At 51.0% G+C, this 17924-nt stretch carries 17 protein-coding genes and 1 tRNA gene; 9 read left to right on the top strand and 9 right to left on the bottom strand.

Annotation, left to right across the window (positions count from 1 at the left end):
* A complete protein-coding gene (locus J9260_RS01795; RefSeq protein ID WP_210219356.1) occupies positions 1 to 1173 on the bottom strand; it encodes a hypothetical protein in 1173 nt (390 codons plus the stop codon).
* 154 nt (positions 1174 to 1327) lie between these two features.
* Here J9260_RS01795 and J9260_RS01800 point away from each other — a divergent pair.
* Positions 1328 to 1403 (top strand) — tRNA-Phe (locus J9260_RS01800).
* A gap of 134 nt (positions 1404 to 1537) precedes the next feature.
* On the opposite strand, the gene J9260_RS01805 is transcribed toward J9260_RS01800, so the two are convergent.
* Entirely contained in the window at positions 1538 to 1744 is a 207-nt protein-coding gene (locus J9260_RS01805) for a YgaP family membrane protein (protein ID WP_210219357.1), read from the bottom strand.
* Positions 1745 to 1917: 173 nt separating this feature from the next.
* On the opposite strand from J9260_RS01805, the gene J9260_RS01810 reads away from it, so the two are divergent.
* A complete protein-coding gene (locus J9260_RS01810; protein WP_210219358.1) occupies positions 1918 to 2295 on the top strand; it encodes a hypothetical protein in 378 nt (125 codons plus the stop codon).
* Positions 2296 to 2456: 161 nt separating this feature from the next.
* Entirely contained in the window at positions 2457 to 4499 is a 2043-nt protein-coding gene (locus tag J9260_RS01815) for a TonB-dependent copper receptor (protein ID WP_210219359.1), read from the top strand.
* 97 nt (positions 4500 to 4596) lie between these two features.
* On the opposite strand, the gene J9260_RS01820 is transcribed toward J9260_RS01815, so the two are convergent.
* Positions 4597 to 6867, bottom strand: a complete 2271-nt coding sequence (locus J9260_RS01820; RefSeq protein WP_210219360.1) for an NADP-dependent isocitrate dehydrogenase — start codon at positions 6865 to 6867, stop codon at positions 4597 to 4599.
* 236 nt (positions 6868 to 7103) lie between these two features.
* Here J9260_RS01820 and exbB point away from each other — a divergent pair, with 236 nt between their 5' ends.
* From exbB to J9260_RS01835, 3 genes are read left to right on the top strand one after another with little or no spacing between them, the layout of a single operon-like run.
* Entirely contained in the window at positions 7104 to 7538 is a 435-nt protein-coding gene (gene exbB, locus J9260_RS01825) for a TonB-system energizer ExbB (RefSeq protein WP_210219361.1), read from the top strand.
* Positions 7535 to 7915 carry a TonB system transport protein ExbD gene (gene exbD / locus J9260_RS01830; RefSeq protein ID WP_210219362.1) on the top strand — a complete coding sequence of 127 codons (381 nt, stop codon included), beginning with the start codon at positions 7535 to 7537 and terminating at the stop codon, positions 7913 to 7915. Before exbB ends, exbD begins: the two co-directional genes overlap by 4 nt.
* The gene (locus J9260_RS01835; protein WP_210219363.1) at positions 7912 to 8679 is read left to right on the top strand and encodes an energy transducer TonB; all 768 of its coding nucleotides are present in this window, start codon (positions 7912 to 7914) and stop codon (positions 8677 to 8679) included. The genes exbD and J9260_RS01835 overlap by 4 nt, the downstream gene beginning before the upstream one ends.
* Before the next feature lie 70 nt (positions 8680 to 8749).
* Here J9260_RS01835 and J9260_RS01840 read toward each other — a convergent pair whose 3' ends face one another.
* Positions 8750 to 9634, bottom strand: coding sequence for a bifunctional sulfate adenylyltransferase/adenylylsulfate kinase (locus tag J9260_RS01840; protein ID WP_210219364.1), 885 nt, complete (start codon positions 9632 to 9634; stop codon positions 8750 to 8752).
* Between the two features lie 104 nt (positions 9635 to 9738).
* Here J9260_RS01840 and J9260_RS01845 point away from each other — a divergent pair, with 104 nt between their 5' ends.
* Positions 9739 to 10647 (top strand): LysR substrate-binding domain-containing protein, encoded by a 909-nt coding sequence (locus J9260_RS01845; RefSeq protein WP_210219365.1) that lies wholly within the window; start codon positions 9739 to 9741, stop codon positions 10645 to 10647.
* A 17-nt stretch (positions 10648 to 10664) separates the two neighbouring features.
* On the opposite strand, the gene J9260_RS01850 is transcribed toward J9260_RS01845, so the two are convergent.
* Positions 10665 to 11114: a hypothetical protein gene (locus tag J9260_RS01850; RefSeq protein WP_210219366.1), complete on the bottom strand. Its 450-nt coding sequence runs from the start codon at positions 11112 to 11114 to the stop codon at positions 10665 to 10667.
* Between the two features lie 81 nt (positions 11115 to 11195).
* Here J9260_RS01850 and J9260_RS01855 point away from each other — a divergent pair, with 81 nt between their 5' ends.
* Together J9260_RS01855 and murU are read left to right on the top strand one after the other, a co-directional pair.
* Positions 11196 to 12221, top strand: coding sequence for an aminoglycoside phosphotransferase family protein (locus tag J9260_RS01855; RefSeq protein ID WP_246499584.1), 1026 nt, complete (start codon positions 11196 to 11198; stop codon positions 12219 to 12221).
* Between the two features lie 9 nt (positions 12222 to 12230).
* Complete coding sequence (gene murU / locus J9260_RS01860; protein ID WP_210219367.1) at positions 12231 to 12899, top strand: N-acetylmuramate alpha-1-phosphate uridylyltransferase MurU; 669 nt, start codon at positions 12231 to 12233, stop codon at positions 12897 to 12899.
* On the opposite strand, the gene J9260_RS01865 is transcribed toward murU, so the two are convergent.
* The 4 genes from J9260_RS01865 to J9260_RS01880 form a co-directional block, all read right to left on the bottom strand.
* Positions 12885 to 14393, bottom strand: coding sequence for a YifB family Mg chelatase-like AAA ATPase (locus tag J9260_RS01865; protein WP_210219368.1), 1509 nt, complete (start codon positions 14391 to 14393; stop codon positions 12885 to 12887). The genes murU and J9260_RS01865 overlap by 15 nt on opposite strands.
* A gap of 89 nt (positions 14394 to 14482) precedes the next feature.
* Positions 14483 to 16012 (bottom strand): alpha/beta hydrolase, encoded by a 1530-nt coding sequence (locus tag J9260_RS01870; RefSeq protein ID WP_210219369.1) that lies wholly within the window; start codon positions 16010 to 16012, stop codon positions 14483 to 14485.
* Positions 16013 to 16183: 171 nt separating this feature from the next.
* The gene (locus J9260_RS01875; protein ID WP_210219370.1) at positions 16184 to 17563 is read right to left on the bottom strand and encodes an ammonium transporter; all 1380 of its coding nucleotides are present in this window, start codon (positions 17561 to 17563) and stop codon (positions 16184 to 16186) included.
* 9 nt (positions 17564 to 17572) lie between these two features.
* On the bottom strand, positions 17573 to 17911 hold the full coding sequence (locus tag J9260_RS01880) for a P-II family nitrogen regulator (RefSeq protein ID WP_210219371.1): 339 nt from the start codon (positions 17909 to 17911) through the stop codon (positions 17573 to 17575).
* Positions 17912 to 17924 lie beyond the last annotated feature (13 nt).

Below are 17924 nucleotides of genomic sequence, written 5' to 3' on the forward strand. Positions count from 1 at the left end.
TTAACGGCGTTTCGCGGGTGGTGGAATAAACGAGGTGGGGCTATAGCTGCGTTCTACTTCGGCGCGGCGGATTTGCGCACGTCGTGCAATCTCAGGGGCGGTTTGCAACAAGCTGTCGTGTAATTGCTGGATCAGGCTGAGGGTGCGCGGATTCGGGCTAATGTGTTTGGGATGGTAGACGGAAAGTTTTTCCAGCAATAGTCCGACTTCCGCCGCGAACAAAATTTGGTAATCGGCGTATTGGTTATAACGTGATAAATCTTGCCAAGAGGCGATGACTTTTTGCAGGGCTTCGTAGAGCGCACGGTTGTCTGTTTGCTGCATAAATGTTTGCAGTTGCTGTAATTTGGTGGTGATTTGGTGTTGATTGTCGTCTAGTTGTGACAGCGCATTCAGCAGAGTGGTTTCTTGGCGTTGTTGCAACCAATCCACTAGCATTTTGCGGTTTTCCGGGGTGTAGGCGACGAAGGCTTGCGGCTTTCTGCGGTCTTTGGGGTCGGCTGGAATGTCGGTGTAAGCCAGTTGCCGCTGCGTTTGTTCCAACAAGTCCTGCACTTCGGTTTGTTCGGCTTTAAACCCGGTATTGTCAAAACGTTGTGCATCGCGAATGCGTTCAACCAAGATTTCTGCTTCGGGTTTAAAGCGACTGATGACGTAATCACCTTCACCAGTGCTGTAATGGATCCACAGCTCTTGCACGCTTAAATCGACGGCTTCATCGGCTTCTTTCAAATCTTCTTGGCTTTTCCAATGAATATTGATCAGGCTTTGTAAAAACGTGATGTGGTGCGGCGATGCCTGCGCCCAGAGTTGAATGTCTTTGAAAAAGTTGAGTAAAGCAGCGCGGCGTTCTTTCAGATTCTGGCGGTGTGCCTGCAAATCGGGGTAGTGCAATTGCATCAGACCATTCGCATCATCCGTACCTATCGCGGGTGTTTCGCTGTCAATCACGCTGTCTGCGGTATCTTGCGGAGTGTAATGGCTGATGCGCCACACAAAATTCAGCGTTCCAAACAATACAATGCCGACGAACCCGATCATTATTAAGCGGCGGGTGTCAGGTTCTAACGGAAATTTATCCAGAACACGGCCTAACCAACGGGCAAACACGAATATGCCACCGCCTGCCAGCAGCCACAGTATCGCCAAGAATAGACCGTGTGAATTCAGCATGGGTGAACGGATGCCTTGAAGTGGGTTTGGCAGAATTGTAGTGGGTTTTTCGTGGCATGTGCAGCTTATCACGGGCGAAAGGTCGATTTGTGCCGAACAAAACGATTTTTTCTTGACAACTTTTCCTAAAAACTGTTTAATTGCGCCCTCACATGGCCCGGTAGCTCAGTCGGTAGAGCAGAGGATTGAAAATCCTCGTGTCGGTGGTTCGATTCCGCCCCGGGCCACCACTGTATTCTCGATTACCCCCTTTAGCCTGCCGATAGCGGGCTTTCTTTAGAAAAGCACCCCCAATCCAAAAGACACGCACAAAACAAACCCCGCACAAGGCAGGGTATGTCTATCGTTTGCCGTGCTTAACCGTTTAGTTAAACGCGCAACCGGTTTGGAAACCCAGTTTCTTCAACACGATTGCCAGTGGGCAAAAACCTGTGAATGCAGATTGCAGCAAGTTCAAACCGATGAACGCCAACAGTACAAACGCTACTGTTGTGAAACCCAAATAACCTAATACCAATGAAATCAGGATCATTGCGCCTGCGAAAGCCAGAACAACGCGGTCAATAGTCATGGTGATACCTCTTTTATAGTCTCGTTGAGTCGAAATCGACGCTTTGTAGTATATAAGCATTCGGTAATAAACGCAAAAGTGTGGTGAAAGATAGTAGCTTGCGTGATGTCAATGCAGCCCAGTGCGTAGTTGCGGATGATGCAAATTTGCCAGACGTGAAACAGGAGCGAGTTATGCAGTTTTGGAACAAATCCGTGATATTAACTGCGTTCGTCGGCATTATTGGCGGTGCGTTGCTCGCTTCCGGCTGGTATCGCCTCAATTACCCCATGCAACCGTTGTTTGTCGAAATCAGCAATCAACGCACCGCCATCATTCCGCTGTTAAGTATTGAACACGGCAGTGATTACGCCCAGGAAAAAATCCTCCTGACGCAATTACGCCCCGGCGAAACACGGGTGATCGCCCTGAACCACGAACCGGGCAGGGGCTATAGCATTGAGGCGCAATTAGCCGATGGCAGCAAAGTGGAAGCCTGCGTCGGGAAGCTGTCAAAAAAGTGGGTAAATTCGGTTTTGATTACCAGTAACGGTATTTTCGGTGATGACTGAACTGCGTGTTTTCACACACCTAGCCGTGTTTTTTCACACGACTTACACCGGGTTAATATTAGTTCGCACCTATAAAGTTGTGTAAAAACAACATGTTGTTTTTTTGGCATGGGTTTTGCTTTGATAAGCGTGATGTATCACACTTTATTGAGGAATTTCACATGCAACATCTATCAGTTCGGCTGGTATTGCTGAGTTCAATGCTGGTTTTGAGCAGCGCGGCTTTGGCGGACGACACCTTGGTCGTTAACGTCAAGGCCAATAAGAAAGCGACTCCGAATGAATCCAAGCCATTAGGCACTGATCGTCGCCCGGTATTGCCTGCTGATGGTGGTGATTTCCTCAAGCAACTCAATGGCGTTTCCGGTAGCCGTTTTGGTGGGCGCGGCATTGAGCCGATTATTCGTGGGCAATCACAAACACAAGTGAATGTGTTACTGGATGGAGCGTACCTGCACGGTGGTTGCCCTAATCGCATGGATCCACCTACTAGCTATGCCGCACTGGAAACCTACGAAAAAGTCACCGTTGAAAAAGGGGTGCAAACGCTGCAACACGGCTCAGGTGGCAGTGGTGGTACGGTCTTGTTTGAACGTGACACACGCTCACAAATTGACCCCGAAGATGGTTTAAGCGGTAAAGCTTCCCTGACAGGCTCAACCAATGGCATCAAGCATGATTTATCCGTTGACGTAACCAAAGCCAGTGAAAAAGGTTACGTGCGTGTTTTCGCGCAGGATCGCGAAGCAGGTCACTATGAAGATGGTGATGGTAAAGAAGTGAAAAGTGCTTATAAGCACAAACAAGGTGGAATTGTGTTGGGTGCTACCCCAACGGCTGATCGTACTATCGAATATAGCTATGAAAACAATGATTTCGATGATGCATGGTATCCGGGTGCGGGGATGGATAGCCCTGTTGAAAAGGCTGATATTCATCGCCTGAAATACAAAGACAAATTTAACGGCAAAGTCGAAAGTGTCGATGCTGAAGTTTATCTCAGTGAAGTTGAACACGTTATGGATAACTTCAGTGTTCGTATGCCGGAGCGTCCTATTGCTGACCGTCGTTCTGTGCCTACAACATCTGACACTGTGGGTGGGAAATTAGCGTTAAAATCTCATGTTGGTAATACCGACGTGACTTACGGTGTGAATGTGCAAAATCGTACCCGCAATGCCTCAATGAAGGGCGGTACGGGTATGGATATGTACTTGTTGTGGCCGGATGCAAAAACCGATCAAACTGGCTTGTTCGTAGAAGCGGAAACTAAGTTGTCAGATCAGGGGAAATTGAAGTATGGGGCACGGGTTGATCGTGTTGAAGCGAGTGCCAGCAAGGCCGGACAAAATTTTGCTGCAAATACAGCTAACACCAAGTATCAAAAATATTACAGTGGCGTAACGGCGCAGGATACGCAGGGTAAAACAGAAAATAATGTTGGTGCATTGTTACGTTACGAACATGCGCTTAATGAAAATACCCAAGTGTTTACTGGTCTTAGCCGTACTGTAAGGACTGCGGATGAAACTGAGCGTTACTTGAACAATGGGACATGGGTTGGCAATCCTAATATCAAGCCTGAAAAACACCATCAACTTGATCTTGGAATTAGCCAGCAGCGCGGTAAAGTTCGTTGGACGGGAAGCCTGTTTGCTGACAAGGTAGACGATTTCATTCTTCGTGATAAGGCGGCTGGACAAGCTGGCATCAAAACCGCTGACGGAGCAACTATCTATCGCAACGTTGATGCTGATATTACCGGTATTGAACTAGGTGCGAGTGCCAAGCTGACGGATAAAGTCACGCTGTCAGGCGATATTGCGCATGTACGTCGCACCAACACCACTGATAATCGTGCTATTTCCCAGACACCTGCGGACAATGGCAAAGTTCAACTTGATTACAATGGTGCGAAATGGGGTAGTGGTGCGCGAGTGCGCTTCGCTTCTAACCAAGATCGTATTGATACGTTAAGTGGTTTAGATGCAGGTAAAACACCCGGTTATGGCGTGTTAGATGCGTATGGTCGTTACAGTATCAGCAAAAACACTAAGGTACGGTTTGGCGTTGATAACGTGTTTGATAAAACTTACGCAGAACATGTTAGTCGTGCCGATACAATCAATTCGACTGTTAACGTTCCTGTCCGTGTCAACGAAGCGGGTCGAACCACTTGGTTGAAGCTCGAAACTGAGTTTTAATCCAAGTCACGGTAATTTTTTCTTCAGTCTGGTTTGTTCTTTTTTGGGTGTGTCTTTTGACACACCCTTTTTTTGAGGCTTATACCATCGGCATCAGTCAGTGCCGCGCGTCCAGTTCCGCCGCACTAAAACCCGGCATACGTGCCGCCATAATCGCATTCGTGAACGTCGCACTCGGACGCATCACCGCTTTGGTCATGGCAGAATCAGCGTAGAAATAGCCGCCAATATCCACAGGATGCCCTTGAGCGTCCTTCAGCTCTGCCAGAATTTTTTCTTCATTTTCCGTCAAAACTGCCGCCAACTTGCCGAAATGCGCCGCCATTTCTGGCTCTTCGGTTTGCTTGGCAAGTGCTTGCGCCCAATACATCGCCAGATAGAAGTGATTGCCGCGTGTATCCAACTCGCCCGTGCGCGGCTTCGGTGATTTATCGCTCAACAACACATTCCCAATGGCCTCATCCAGCGTGACCGACAGCACTTTGGCTTTATTGCTGCCGTATTGTCTGGCTACCTGTTCAAACGAAACCGTCAGTGCCAGAAACTCACCAAGAGAATCCCAGCTCAGGTGGTTTTCTTCCAACAATTGCTTCACCAATACCGGCGCAGTACCACCCGCACCGGTTTCATACAAACCGCCGCCTTTCATCAAGGGGACAACTGATAGCATTTTGGCACTCGTACCCACTTCCATAATCGGGAACAAGTCAGTCAGGTAGTCGCGCAAAATATTGCCCGTCACGGAAATCGTGCTCTTGCCACGAATAATCCGTTCCAGACTGAAACGCATCCCGCGCAGGGGTGACATAATGCAAATATCTACCCCCGTCAGATCGTAATCTTTCAGGTAAGTTTTCACCTTCTTGATCAGCTCGGCTTCATGCGGACGGTACTCATCCAGCCAGAACACGGCAGGTAATTGGGATTCACGCGCTCGTCTGACTGCCAGACCCACCCAGTCGCGCACTGGCAGATCTTTAGTTTGGCACATACGCCAGATGTCGCCAGCTTCCACGTTTTGTTCAATCAAGACCTTGCCTTGATCGTCGACAATACGTGCCACGCCATCTTCGGGAATTTCAAACGTCTTGTCGTGTGAACCGTATTCTTCGGCTTTTTGCGCCATCAGACCGACGTTCGGCACAGTACCGAGCGTGCGCGGGTCGAAAGAGCCGTGGGTTTTACAGAAATTGATGATCTCCTGATAAATACGCGCAAAAGTACTTTCCGGCATCACTGCCTTGGTATCTTTCAACTTACCCGCCGGGCCATACATTTTGCCGCCATTGCGGATCATGGCTGGCATTGAGGCATCCACGATCACATGGTTGGGGGAATGCAGGTTGGAAATGCCTTTGGCTGAATCCACCATTGCCAGTTCCGGGCGGTGTTCGTAGCAGGCATGAATATCGCGCTCAATTTCTTCACGCAGCGAGGTCGGCAGCGTGGCAATCTTTTCATACACACTGCTCATGCCGTTGTTCGGGTTGACACCCAATTCCTTGAACAACTGCGCGTGTTTTTCAAACAGCTCTTTGTAGAAAATCTTGACGCAGTGGCCGAACACAATCGGGTGCGACACTTTCATCATGGTGGCTTTGACGTGCAACGAGAACATCACGCCCGTTTCTTTCGCGTCCTCAATCTGCTTTTCGTAGAACTCGCACAGGGCTTTTTTGCTCATGAACATGCTGTCGATGATTTCGCCTTCCAGCAGGGAAACTTTGGGCTTGAGCACAATGGTTTTGCCACTGTTCGTCACCAAATCCATGCTGACATCGCAGGCACGATCCAGCGTCAGGCATTTTTCGCTGCTGTAAAAGTCACCGTGATGCATGTGCGAAACGTGGGTGCGTGAAGCCTGACTCCACTCTTTCATTTCATGCGGAAAAGTTTGTGCGTAACGTTTGACGGCGGCGGGTACGCGCCGATCCGAGTTGCCTTCACGCAGCACTGGGTTTACCGCACTGCCCAGTACTTTGGAATAACGGCGCAGAAGGGTCTTTTCTTCTTCGGTTTGCGGGTCTTCGGGGTAATCCGGCAGTGGGTAGCCTGCGGCTTGCAGTTCTTTGACCGTCGCTACCAGTTGCGGCACAGATGCGCTGATATTAGGTAACTTGACGATGTTGCTATCTGGTTCTTGCGTCAGTTGCGCCAGAATCCCCAGATCGTCAGATACCTGTTGCGCTGCTGTCAGATAGTCAGAGAACTCGACAAGGGTACGTGCAGGTAGTGACAGATCACTTTTGGTGATTTCAATGCCTGCGCCTGATGCAAAGGTGCGGATAATCGGTAGCAAAGAGCAAGTCGCCAGCAGTGGCGCTTCATCCGTCAGTGTGTAAATGACCTTTGGTGTTTCATTATTCATGTATAAGTATTCCTAGCGGCGAAATTGTAAGACAATATTATATAAAACTCTCAATATTCGCTACAAAATCCGCACAATAAACGAATATTGTCGACATTTAGTTGGTTGAAAGTTCAGATGCATAATCTCTACTTAAACGGCGGCGGTGATCTGTACGAGGTGGCACTGCGGGAGGGGATAAACAAAACAGCGGGGCGTGGTTTATACTGCTCCGCAATGTTTATTGAGGGTAACGAATGGAATTTCTACAAGCCAATTTGGATTATCTGGTACTCGGCACACTCGGTTTGATGAGTTTCATCATGCTCGCGTTGGTGATTGAGCGTTACCTCTACCTCAACCGCGTTAAGGTGCAGCAGTTCGACCATATCGAAACCCTGAAAATTGACCTGACCCGTAACCTCACCACCATTTCCAGCATTGGCTCGAACGCGCCTTACGTGGGGCTGTTGGGGACGGTGCTGGGGATTCTGGTGACGTTTTACACAATGGGGCAGGGCGGCAAGATCGAGGTGCATACCATCATGTTGGGGTTGGCGTTGGCGTTGAAAGCGACAGCAGCGGGGTTGTTGGTGGCGATTCCGGCGATCTTGTTTTACAACGGTTTGCTACGCAAAGTCGAAGTGCTGACCGCCTGCTGGCAGGCGTGGAAGGATGGTAAAGGCGCATGAAACGCTTTGACCAAATCAATATGATTCCTTTCATTGATATTATGCTGGTGCTGTTGGCGATTGTGCTGACTACTGCGTCGTTTATTTCGCAGGGTTTGATCCCGGTGGATTTGCCGAAGGCGGAGCAAAGTCAGCAGGCGAGTAGCGATGAGAAGGTGTTGGAAATTGCTATTAATGCGCAGAACCAGATTTTCTTTGAAGGTAATTTGGTAACGGCGGCGGATTTGGGCGGGAAGCTGGATGCGCATCTCAACACTACACCAGTGCAGTTGCGGGTGGATAAAGTGGCGGCTTTTGAGCATTTCATCAGCGTAGTGGATGTGCTGAAAGCCAAGCAATTTGAGCAGCTTTCCATCCAAACTGAGCAAGCCCCGTGAAGTACCATTTTACGGGTTTTGCCACGTCCGCGCTGTTTCATACCGCGCTGGTCGTCGTCGCTTTGCCGTTATTGTTGTGGCAGGATGTGCTGGAAAAGCCAGCGGTTCCGCAACCTGTTACCTTGTCATTGACGCAGTTTCAGCCTGCACCCGCGCCACCTGTTGAGTCGCCGCCACCGCCTGCACCTGAGCCAGTCCCGGTTAAACCTCAGCCACCTAAGCCGGTTGCGAAACCTTTACCCAAGCCACCGGAAAAGCCTAAGCCGCCTAAAAAAGTGGTTGAAAAGCCAACGCCAAAACCACCACCTAAGCCTGAAACAAAACCTGAAGTAACACCACCTCCGACACCGCAACCTGCGGTTGTTACGCCCGCACCTGTGGTGACTCCGCCGCCGCGCCCGGTAATGCCTGCGCAAGCACCTGTTGCAGCGGTAGCAAAACCAACACCCGCGCCAGTTCCGGTAAATAACGGTGCGGCAGAAGCGGCTTACCGCGCCAAGTTACAGCGGTTGATTGCAGCACGTAAGCAATATCCGCGTATGGCAGAGCAAGCGGAAATTGAAGGGGTCGTGACGGTAGCGTTTACTCTATCCGCCGCTGGAACGGTGATGGGGGCGCGGGTGAGCCAGAGTTCTGGGAATGAATGGCTGGATAAGGCCGCGTTGCAAGCGGTGAATGCGGTTTCTGGTGCATTGCCATTTCCGCCGGATATTCACAAAGCCCGCTGGGATTTTTCCTTGAAAGTCACATTCACTTTGGAGTGAATACCGCCGGTAAAAAAATGCGAGCCGAAGCTCGCACCGGATCGCGCAACCTGAAGAGAGGAAGGGAGTTTCAGGCTGCGTTGCAAAGGGGATGGCTATTAGATCGCTTCGCCAGTTGAGCACGATTCGCTCGTACCGGAATGATTTCTAAGCCAATTTCATCGTGGTGTTGTAACAGCCAGCGGCGAGCTTCGGGTGATACGTGGTTGCTCACCACAAAGCCTGTCGCACCGTAATTCCGGCTCACCAATGCTTGCAACAGCAGGCAACGCTTTTCTCCCAAGCCTTCCACGCACGGTAACAGGGAGAGTTTGATTTGACGGGCAGCGGTGCATTTCACCTGATTGCGCAAGTCTCGCACGCGCTCGTGGAAATCGGGGGCGGTTTCATTCACGCCTATTTGTACCAACAAACCACCGCCGGTTTCCGTGTCGGTTAACCATGTGCAGGCTTGTTGCAAATCCGCTGGATCGAGCGTCGGTGTCGCTTGCACGGCGATAATGCTGTTCCAATGTTGCACACTATGCCGCACAGCAGGGGCGTTAAACCGCAAGCTGTTGAATGCAGGGTGGAGTATTTTCTGTAAAGGTTTGACTGCGCCACTGACGTACCAAGTATCCAGCGTGCGGCTAGCATCAAAAGCTTGCGCGAGTGCCAGCATGTCTGGAGGCAAGCGGTAAAAGCTGTCGATTTCAACTTCTGCAATAGCGCGGCGTTCTGTTGCATCCACTAAGACTATGCGTCCGCTGAGTTGTGCTTCGCGTTTTTCTGCGGGTGTCAGCGTTAATGCCAGCGGCAGAGGCCATAATGTGCCATTGCTCAGCCGATTGTGTTGCAAAACGCTGCTGTGATCCGCTTGATTCAAATAGCCGCGTAACGGGGCAAACGCACCACTCAACAGCAATTCTAAGGTGCTGATTTCCGCGTGACCGATGATTTTGTGGAGAATGCTCATGAGGTTAACCTCTGGTAGTCTTTCGTTGCTGGCGATTATGCTGCAATGCGTAAATTATAAAAAACGCTATAATTCGATATAGTTATCTTGAAAAGCGATAAAGAATGAAATTGTTCCAGTTACGTCTTCTCAAAACCTTGTTGAATAACGGCATGAATGTCTCGCGTGCCGCTGATCAGCATTACATTGTGCAATCCGCCGTGAGCCGCCAATTGGGGTTGCTGGAAGAAGAGTTGGGAATGCCGTTGTTTGAACGCAGGGGGAAGCGGCTGGTTGAGCCAACGCCGGTGTGCAAAGCCATCGTCCAAGAACTCGACCGCATTGAACAATCGTTGGAAAACATTCGGGCGGTGGCGGACGATTACCGCTTGCAAACCCGTGGTGAAATTCGTATCGCGACCACGCATACGCAAGCTAAGTATTTTCTGCCCGAAGTCATGCTGGAATTTCGCCAGCGTTACCCGGAAGTCGCCATTCACTTTTTGCAAGGTACACCCGTGGAACTGGTGCGAATGCTTCATGATGGCAAAGCAGATATTGCGGTATGCACCGAAGAGCTGGACAAAGACAGTGGCCTAGAAAGCCGCAAATGTTACGACTGGAATCACGGTCTGGTATTGCCCGAAGGCCATCCGTTGGCGGCAGGCAAACTCACTTTGGAGCGCATTGCCGAACATCCGGTGCTAACTTACATCTTTGGTTTTACCGGACGTTCTAAAATCCACGAAACCTTTCGGGCGGCGGGTTTGCGTTTGGATGTAACGTTTGCCGCCACCGACACCGATGTCATTATTAGCTACGTGCGCTTGGGTTTTGGGGCGGGGATTATTGCGAAAATGGCGTATTCCCACATTCACGATGATGAGCTGGTGCTGCGTGATTTATCGCATTTGTTTCCACGCTCGTCGACGCACGTGGCATGGTTGAAAAACAAATACCTCAAGCAATACGTCAATGACATGGTGAAGCTGTTACAAGAACACGGCGAAAGTGAAAGTTGGTATGCTGAGTGACACCCATTTGCTGAATTTCAGGACTGCGGTAATTGCGCCAGCAACTGCCCCGGCACATCGCCAAACAACTGCGCTAGTAAGGCTCGCGAGGTTGCGGCTACTGAGGCGTGACTCAAACTGCGCGGTGCAAGTAACAAATCCGTTACAAATTCTTTATTGATAAACAGCACATCTTGTGGTGGCGGTGAATAAGCACTGTTGAAGCTGATCCGCGCAATACGCCCTAAATTGACCCCGCGCCCGTCATCAAGGATTAGCAGGTGCGGGCTTAATTGGCGGTAAGGGTCAGGTTGTGGGAAATCCACGATTCCCAATAATGTCAGGGGTTTATGCGGGAATTTAACGCCTGCATTGATCTCGGTGGTATCTATTTCAACGAGGTATAACGGCTGCCCAATGGCGGCACGCAGGTGTTCTACTTGCTGTTGGTATTCGGGCGTTGGCCATAAATTCTGTGTATCTACCATAAATATTGATGCTTTATTGTTCAAACTGTAGCAAGCTACCCGTGCTAGGATAAAGCTTTGCAGCAAAGTTGCGGAGTGCGCATGTCGGTCGCCAACGTTATGACACAGGATGTCCGTTTAGAGCAATTAACCCAATGGGTTCACAGCCTTCCCGGTTGGGAACACGCGCTGTTAGAAGTCGCGTCGGCGGATGCGAGCTTCCGGCGTTATTTCCGGGCGCGTACTGTGGATGGCACGGCAATCTGTATGGATGCCCCCCCCGATAAAGAAGATGTACGCCCGTTTGTCGATATTACGCGGCGTTTGCAAGCCAAGGGCGTTCATGCACCCACGATTTTGGCACAAAACCTGCTCGATGGTTTTTTATTACTCGAAGACCTCGGCAATACCCCGTATTTACAGGCATTAAGCCCGCAAACCGTGAATAATTTGTACGCTGATGCATTACACGCTTTGTTGCAATTGCAGCAGGCGGATTGTGATCATTTACCTGCGTATAACGAGCGTATGTTACGCGCTGAAATGCAGTTAATGCCGGATTGGTTTTTAAGCACGCATTTGGGTTTTTCGGATGATGAAATTCCCCACGATTTGATTAACCACACCATTGAAGCCTTGGTGGAAGAAGCGGTAGGGCAGCCGGTAGCATTTGTGCACCGCGATTACCATTCGCGCAATTTAATGATTACGGGCGACGACAGCCCCGGCATTATTGATTATCAGGATGCGGTATTAGGGCCTGCAACTTACGATTTGGTGTCGTTATTGCGCGATTGCTACGTGGTGTGGCCGCAAAGCCAAGTGGCGGTGTGGGTTGATTGCTTCCGCAAAGAGGCGATTTCGCAGGGCACGATTCCCCCGGTGGATGCGGATAATTTCCAGCGTTGGTTTGACCTGATGGGGTTACAACGCCATTTGAAGGTGCTGGGTATTTTTGCCCGCTTATATCACCGCGATGGCAAAGCCGGGTATCTGAACGACTTACCGCTGGTATTGAGTTACGTGCTGGAAATCGGTTCGCGTTACCACGAAACAAGCGAGTTGGTGGAGTGGATGCGTCAGGCTGGCATTCCGCAACGGATTGGCACAGTGCATATTCCCGCCTAGGTAATGACGATGAAAGCGATGATTCTAGCCGCCGGTCTGGGCACGCGGATGCGCCCGCTGACTGACCACACCCCTAAACCTTTATTACCTGCTGGCGGTAAACCGCTGATTGTGTGGCATATTGAAAAACTTGCTGCTGCCGGTTTTCACGAGATTGTGATTAATACCGCGCACCTTGGCTGGCAATTGCCGCAAGCCTTAGGCGATGGCGCACAATGGGGCGTGCGTTTGCACTTTTCCGACGAGCAACAAGAAGGTGCGCTGGAAACCGCAGGCGGGATTGTGAAAGCGTTGCCGTTGTTGGGCGACGCGCCGTTTTTGGTGGTGAATGGCGATGTATGGTGTGATTACCCGTGTTTGCCGCGTGCATTGTCGGGCAATGATCTGGCGCATTTGGTCTTGGTGAATAATCCCGAACACAACCCGCACGGTGATTTTGCTTTGCAGCAAGCGCGTGTTGCCAGCGAAGGGGCGGTGCGTTACACCTTTAGCGGCATTGGTTATTACCACCCGGCGTTGTTTGCTGATTTGCCTTACGGTAAACGCCCGTTAGCTCCGTTATTGCGCGAAGCCATGCAGCAACAGCGCGTTAGTGGTGAACTGTTCAGCGGTGACTGGCGCGATATTGGCACGCCAGAGCGTTTAGCCGAACTGGATGCGTTGTTACAGCGCGGCTAAACGATCCAACGCGCGATAGCTCAACGCTTCGGTTAAATGCGCAGTGCGGATGTCGTCACTGGTCGCCAAATCCGCGATGGTGCGGGCGACTTTGAGAATGCGGTGGTAAGCGCGCGCCGACAGTTTGAAACGTTCCATTGCCGCGTTTAACAGCTTTTGGTCTTTTTCGGTCAACAGGCAATGCACATCCACTTCACGCCCGCTCAGGGCATTATTGATTTTTCCTTGACGTTGTTGCTGGCGGTGGCGGGCGGTTTCGACCCGTGTGCGTACTTGCGCACTGCTTTCGCCTTGTTTAAGTGATTGAAGATCGTCTTGTTTAACCCGTGGTACTTCGATTTGCAGGTCAATCCGATCCAGAAACGGTGCGGAAATGCGATTGCGGTGGCGGCGTTGCTGTTCGGGGCTGCATTCGCAGTTGTCGCGTAAATCGCAGGTGCGTCCTTGCGGGCAAGGGTTCATTGCGGCAACCAATTGAAAGCGTGCGGGGTAAGTCGCCTGACGTGCGGCACGCGATAAGGTGATTTTGCCGGTTTCTAGCGGTTCGCGCAGTACGTCCAGCACGCTGCGGTCAAACTCGGTGAGTTCGTCTAAAAACAAAATGCCGTGATGTGCCAGAGAAATTTCCCCCGGTTTGACTTGCGAGCCACCGCCCACCAACGCGACCCCGGATGAAGTGTGATGCGGCTCGCGCACCGGACGTTGCCCCCAGTTGCAGGCATCAAAACCGTGATGGCTGATCGAGGCAATCGCCGCCGATTCCAAGGCTTCGGTCTCATTGAGTGGCGGCAAAATGGTTGCGAGGCGATTGGCTAACATGGTTTTGCCAGTTCCCGGTGGCCCGACCATGAGCAGGTTATGCCCGCCCGCTGCTGCAATTTCGAGGGCGCGACGTGCCATGAATTGGCCTTTAACATCGCTTAAATCAAACGGGTAATGGATTTCACGGGTTTCAATCGCCTGTTCCCAGCGCACCAGCGGTTGCGAACCGTACAAGTGTTCGACCACTTCACTGAGGTGTTGAGCCGCAAATACTTTTAAGCCCCGGATTAAACTGGCTTCGGCGGCATTTTCCTGCGGCACGATCAAAGCACGTCCGGCTTGCAACGCTGCAAACGCCGTAGGTAATACGCCACGCACCGGGCGCAAGTGTCCGCCTAGGGATAATTCCCCAATGAATTCGTAGTTTTGCAGGGTTTCGGTGGCGACTTGTTCGCTGGAGGCAAGCATTCCAATCGCGATGGGCAGGTCGAAGCGTCCGCCATCTTTGGGAATATCGGCGGGCGCGAGATTGACGGTAATGCGCCGCACCGGAAAATTGAACCCGGAATTCGTCAATGCCGCCCGTACCCGGTCACGGCTTTCTTTCACCGCGGTTTCTGGTAAACCGACAATGGAAAAGCTCGGTAAACCGTTGGCAAGGTGGACTTCAACACTCACCAAGGGAGCATCTAACCCGCTATTAGTGCGGCTATAAACGACGGCAAGACTCATTATTGGTATTTTTCGTGGTGATAATTCCCCGATTTTGCGGTGTCCGCCAGCCTAGCTCAAGCAAATCGCGATAAGTGGAATGACGGCTGTTAATCCTGTGGTTTATCAAGCCGACAATCCGCACGCGGGCGTTGCGCAGGGTCGTTGATAAAGCCGATAAATAAATCACTGGCGCACGGTTTGTTGTCGAGCACGCTGTGCGCAATTCCGCTGAACCGGAACAAATAGGTGGAGTCCTCAGCAAATTGTTTGGTGGCAGCTTTGGCTGCCCATGCCGCCGGGGTAATCGGGTCGTCTTCGCCCGATAAAATCAAACTGGGGACGGTAAGCCGCTCTGCGCTGACTTGTAAACCGGGGTGTTGGCGGTTTTTATTCCACACGCTGCACATATCGTAATCGGCAGGCAGGTAGTAACGCAGGTGTGGGTAAGTGTCGACTTTCGCCACCATGCTATCGCGCGAAATTGCCGGATTATCGCTGCATTCCACTGCCCAGAAAACCGGCTCACGAAATGCCGCGTCAAACTGGTGATAGAGGTAATTGTTGATATATTCCCGCGCTAAGTCGATGCGGCCTTCCTGCAAATGGCGGATAAAACTCGGTAAGTATTTCAATTGATGGCTGTTGTATTGCGCGTCGAACAGCATTGCCAGCAAAATTTCATCATTGAGTTGCAGCTCTTGCAGATTCCCCAATTGCAAATCCGCGACCGGAATCCGCAACGGTGTGGTGCGTAGTTGTGCCATCAGCGCGTGGTAGCGGGCTTCAATATCACCGTTTTCCAGCAGGCAGCGTTCATCCGCCGTGCAATACTGAAACAGACGTTGCAGGCTGTTATTTAACAATTCCGGCCAATCGCGTAACAGGTGTTCACCCAGCGGGTAAAGCGAGTCGAGCGTTAAACTGCGCACTCGCTCTGGAAAGCGACGCTGGATTTCGAGTGCTAAGCGCGTGCCGTAGGAAACGCCGAGTAAATTGCTTTGCTGATAATCCAGCAGGGTCAGGAGATCGTTGACATCTTGCGCACTGAGATGCGTGCCCAGTTCATTTAATGGTTGCTTGGCTTGAGTTAACTGTTCTTGGCATTGTTGACTGACTTCGAGGTAACGTCGCGCGTTGTCGGTTGGCGTGCCGGGGTTGGATAAAACACTCGCACTTAAATCGCGGTACGCTTGGCAACCTAACGCAGGTTCGCTCATGCCAGTGCCGCGCTGGTCAAACAAGATAAGATCGCGTTTCATCGCGTATTTTTGCTCAAACCACGCCAGCCAATGATTTTCCACCCCGTCTTTATCCAGCCATGCGGCAGAACCGGGGCCACCGGCTAAATACACCAAAGGATCAGGCTGATGCCCCAATCCGGCATGACGCATGATGACAACAGGGAGGCGAAACGCAGAAGGCGCACCGGTTTGTGGTGGGGCGGTGTGTAACCAGCCGCAAGATACTGACAAATTCGTGGTATTGGTAAACCAGCATTCGCTCGGCACGAATTGCGCACCGTTAGGCAATGTTTTAGCAACTGTCGCTTTGATCATAGTGGTTTGATGTAACGGAACCAAGCCCAGCCCGACCACTATGACTAAGCCACCCAACAGGAGCCAGATTATTTTTTGCATCGTATTAAGCCAGTCCACCCCAATATGCTTGGGTTTATTGTGGCTTTAATAAACAAGACACAAGCTTAATTGGCAGTGAATTGGCGGGGATTTTTAAAGGCGTTCCACAAAGAAAAGAGGCGGGAATTACCCGCCTCAAGTCGACTCGGAGAAGTCAGTTGCTCATTTCGCTTAAGAGTAAGCGCGTTCGCCGTGGGAAACAGTATCCAGACCTTCGCGTTCCTCGTCTTGAGAAACCCGCAGACCGATGGTCATTTTGAGTAAGGTGAACAATACGAAGCTCACTACACCCGACCAAACGATGGCTACGCCTACGCCCCATAACTGATTGATGACTTGCGCACTGCTGTATTCAGCCACTGCACCGGTAGCGTAGTCAAAGATACCTGAGCCGCCCAATGCTGGGTTGACCAGAATACCCGTGCCGATTGCACCGATGATACCGCCGATACCGTGTACGCCGAATACGTCGAGGGAATCGTCATAGCCCAGCATATGTTTCAGGCCAGTAACACCCCACAAACATGCTGCACCTGTTACCAGACCCAATGCGATTGCACCCATCGGGCCTGCAAAACCAGCTGCTGGAGTGATTGCAACCAGACCAGAAACCGCACCGGAAACCGCACCCAACAGGGAAGGTTTGCCACGCAATACCCATTCTGCGAACATCCAAGATAATGCAGCGGCTGCGGTAGCAACGATGGTGTTAACCATTGCCAACACTGCGGTGCCAGTTGCTTCCAAGTTAGAGCCAGCGTTGAAGCCGAACCAGCCAACCCACAGCAATGAACCGCCGATCATGGTCATGACCAAGTTGTGTGGTGGCATCGGGTCACGACCGTAACCTACGCGCTTGCCGACCACGATTGCGCCTACCAGTGCTGCCATTGCCGCGTTGATGTGTACGACTGTACCACCCGCGAAGTCCAAAGCACCTTTCGCAAACAAGAAGCCAGCCGGAGCGTCATACGCTGAAGGGCCGCCCCAGAACCACACCATGTGTGCCATTGGCAGGTAAGAGAAGGTGAACCACAATACAGAGAACACTAACAGAGCAGAGAATTTAATGCGCTCTGCAAAACCACCTACGATCAGGGCAACGGTGATAGCTGCGAAGGTCAATTGGAATGCCATGAACATCATTTCATGAATAACCACGCCCTTGCTGAAGGTTTCGACAGTAACCGCAGTATCCACACCTTTGAGGAACATTTTGCTCAAACCGCCGACGAAGCTATTCAAGCTGCCACCATCGGTAAAGGCCAAGCTGTAGCCATAAACGACCCACAGAATCGCAATAACGCAGAAAATAGTGAAAACTTGTGCCAAAACGGACAACATGTTTTTAGCGCGAACCAAGCCACCGTAGAACAGTGCCAAGCCCGGAATAATCATTAAAATAACCAACAGCGTAGAAAGCATCATCCACGCGGTATCGCCTTTATCCGGTACAGGAACTGCTGCCGCTGGATCAGGATCAGCTAAGGCGATGCCAGAAAACCCCAACAGGGCGACCAGCAACATCCAACCAAAACGTAAGTTCATCATAAGTCCCCCTTAGAGTGCGTCTGTGCCGCTTTCGCCAGTACGGATGCGGATTACTTGCTCAATCGACGTAACGAAAATCTTGCCATCGCCAATCTTGCCGGTATTCGCCGATTTCGTGATAGCCTCAATCACTTGCTCGACTTGCGACTCAGCAACGGCTGCTTCCAACTTAATTTTTGGCAGAAAATCAACCACATATTCTGCGCCACGGTACAGTTCAGTGTGGCCTTTTTGACGACCAAAACCTTTCACTTCCGTGACGGTAATGCCTTTAACACCAATGTCACCCAAAGCATCGCGTACATCGTCGAGTTTGAATGGCTTGATAATGGCTGTAACCATTTTCATAAGAGATCACTCC

It is taken from the genome of Thiothrix unzii (genome assembly GCF_017901175.1).
Classification (GTDB): domain Bacteria; phylum Pseudomonadota; class Gammaproteobacteria; order Thiotrichales; family Thiotrichaceae; genus Thiothrix; species Thiothrix unzii.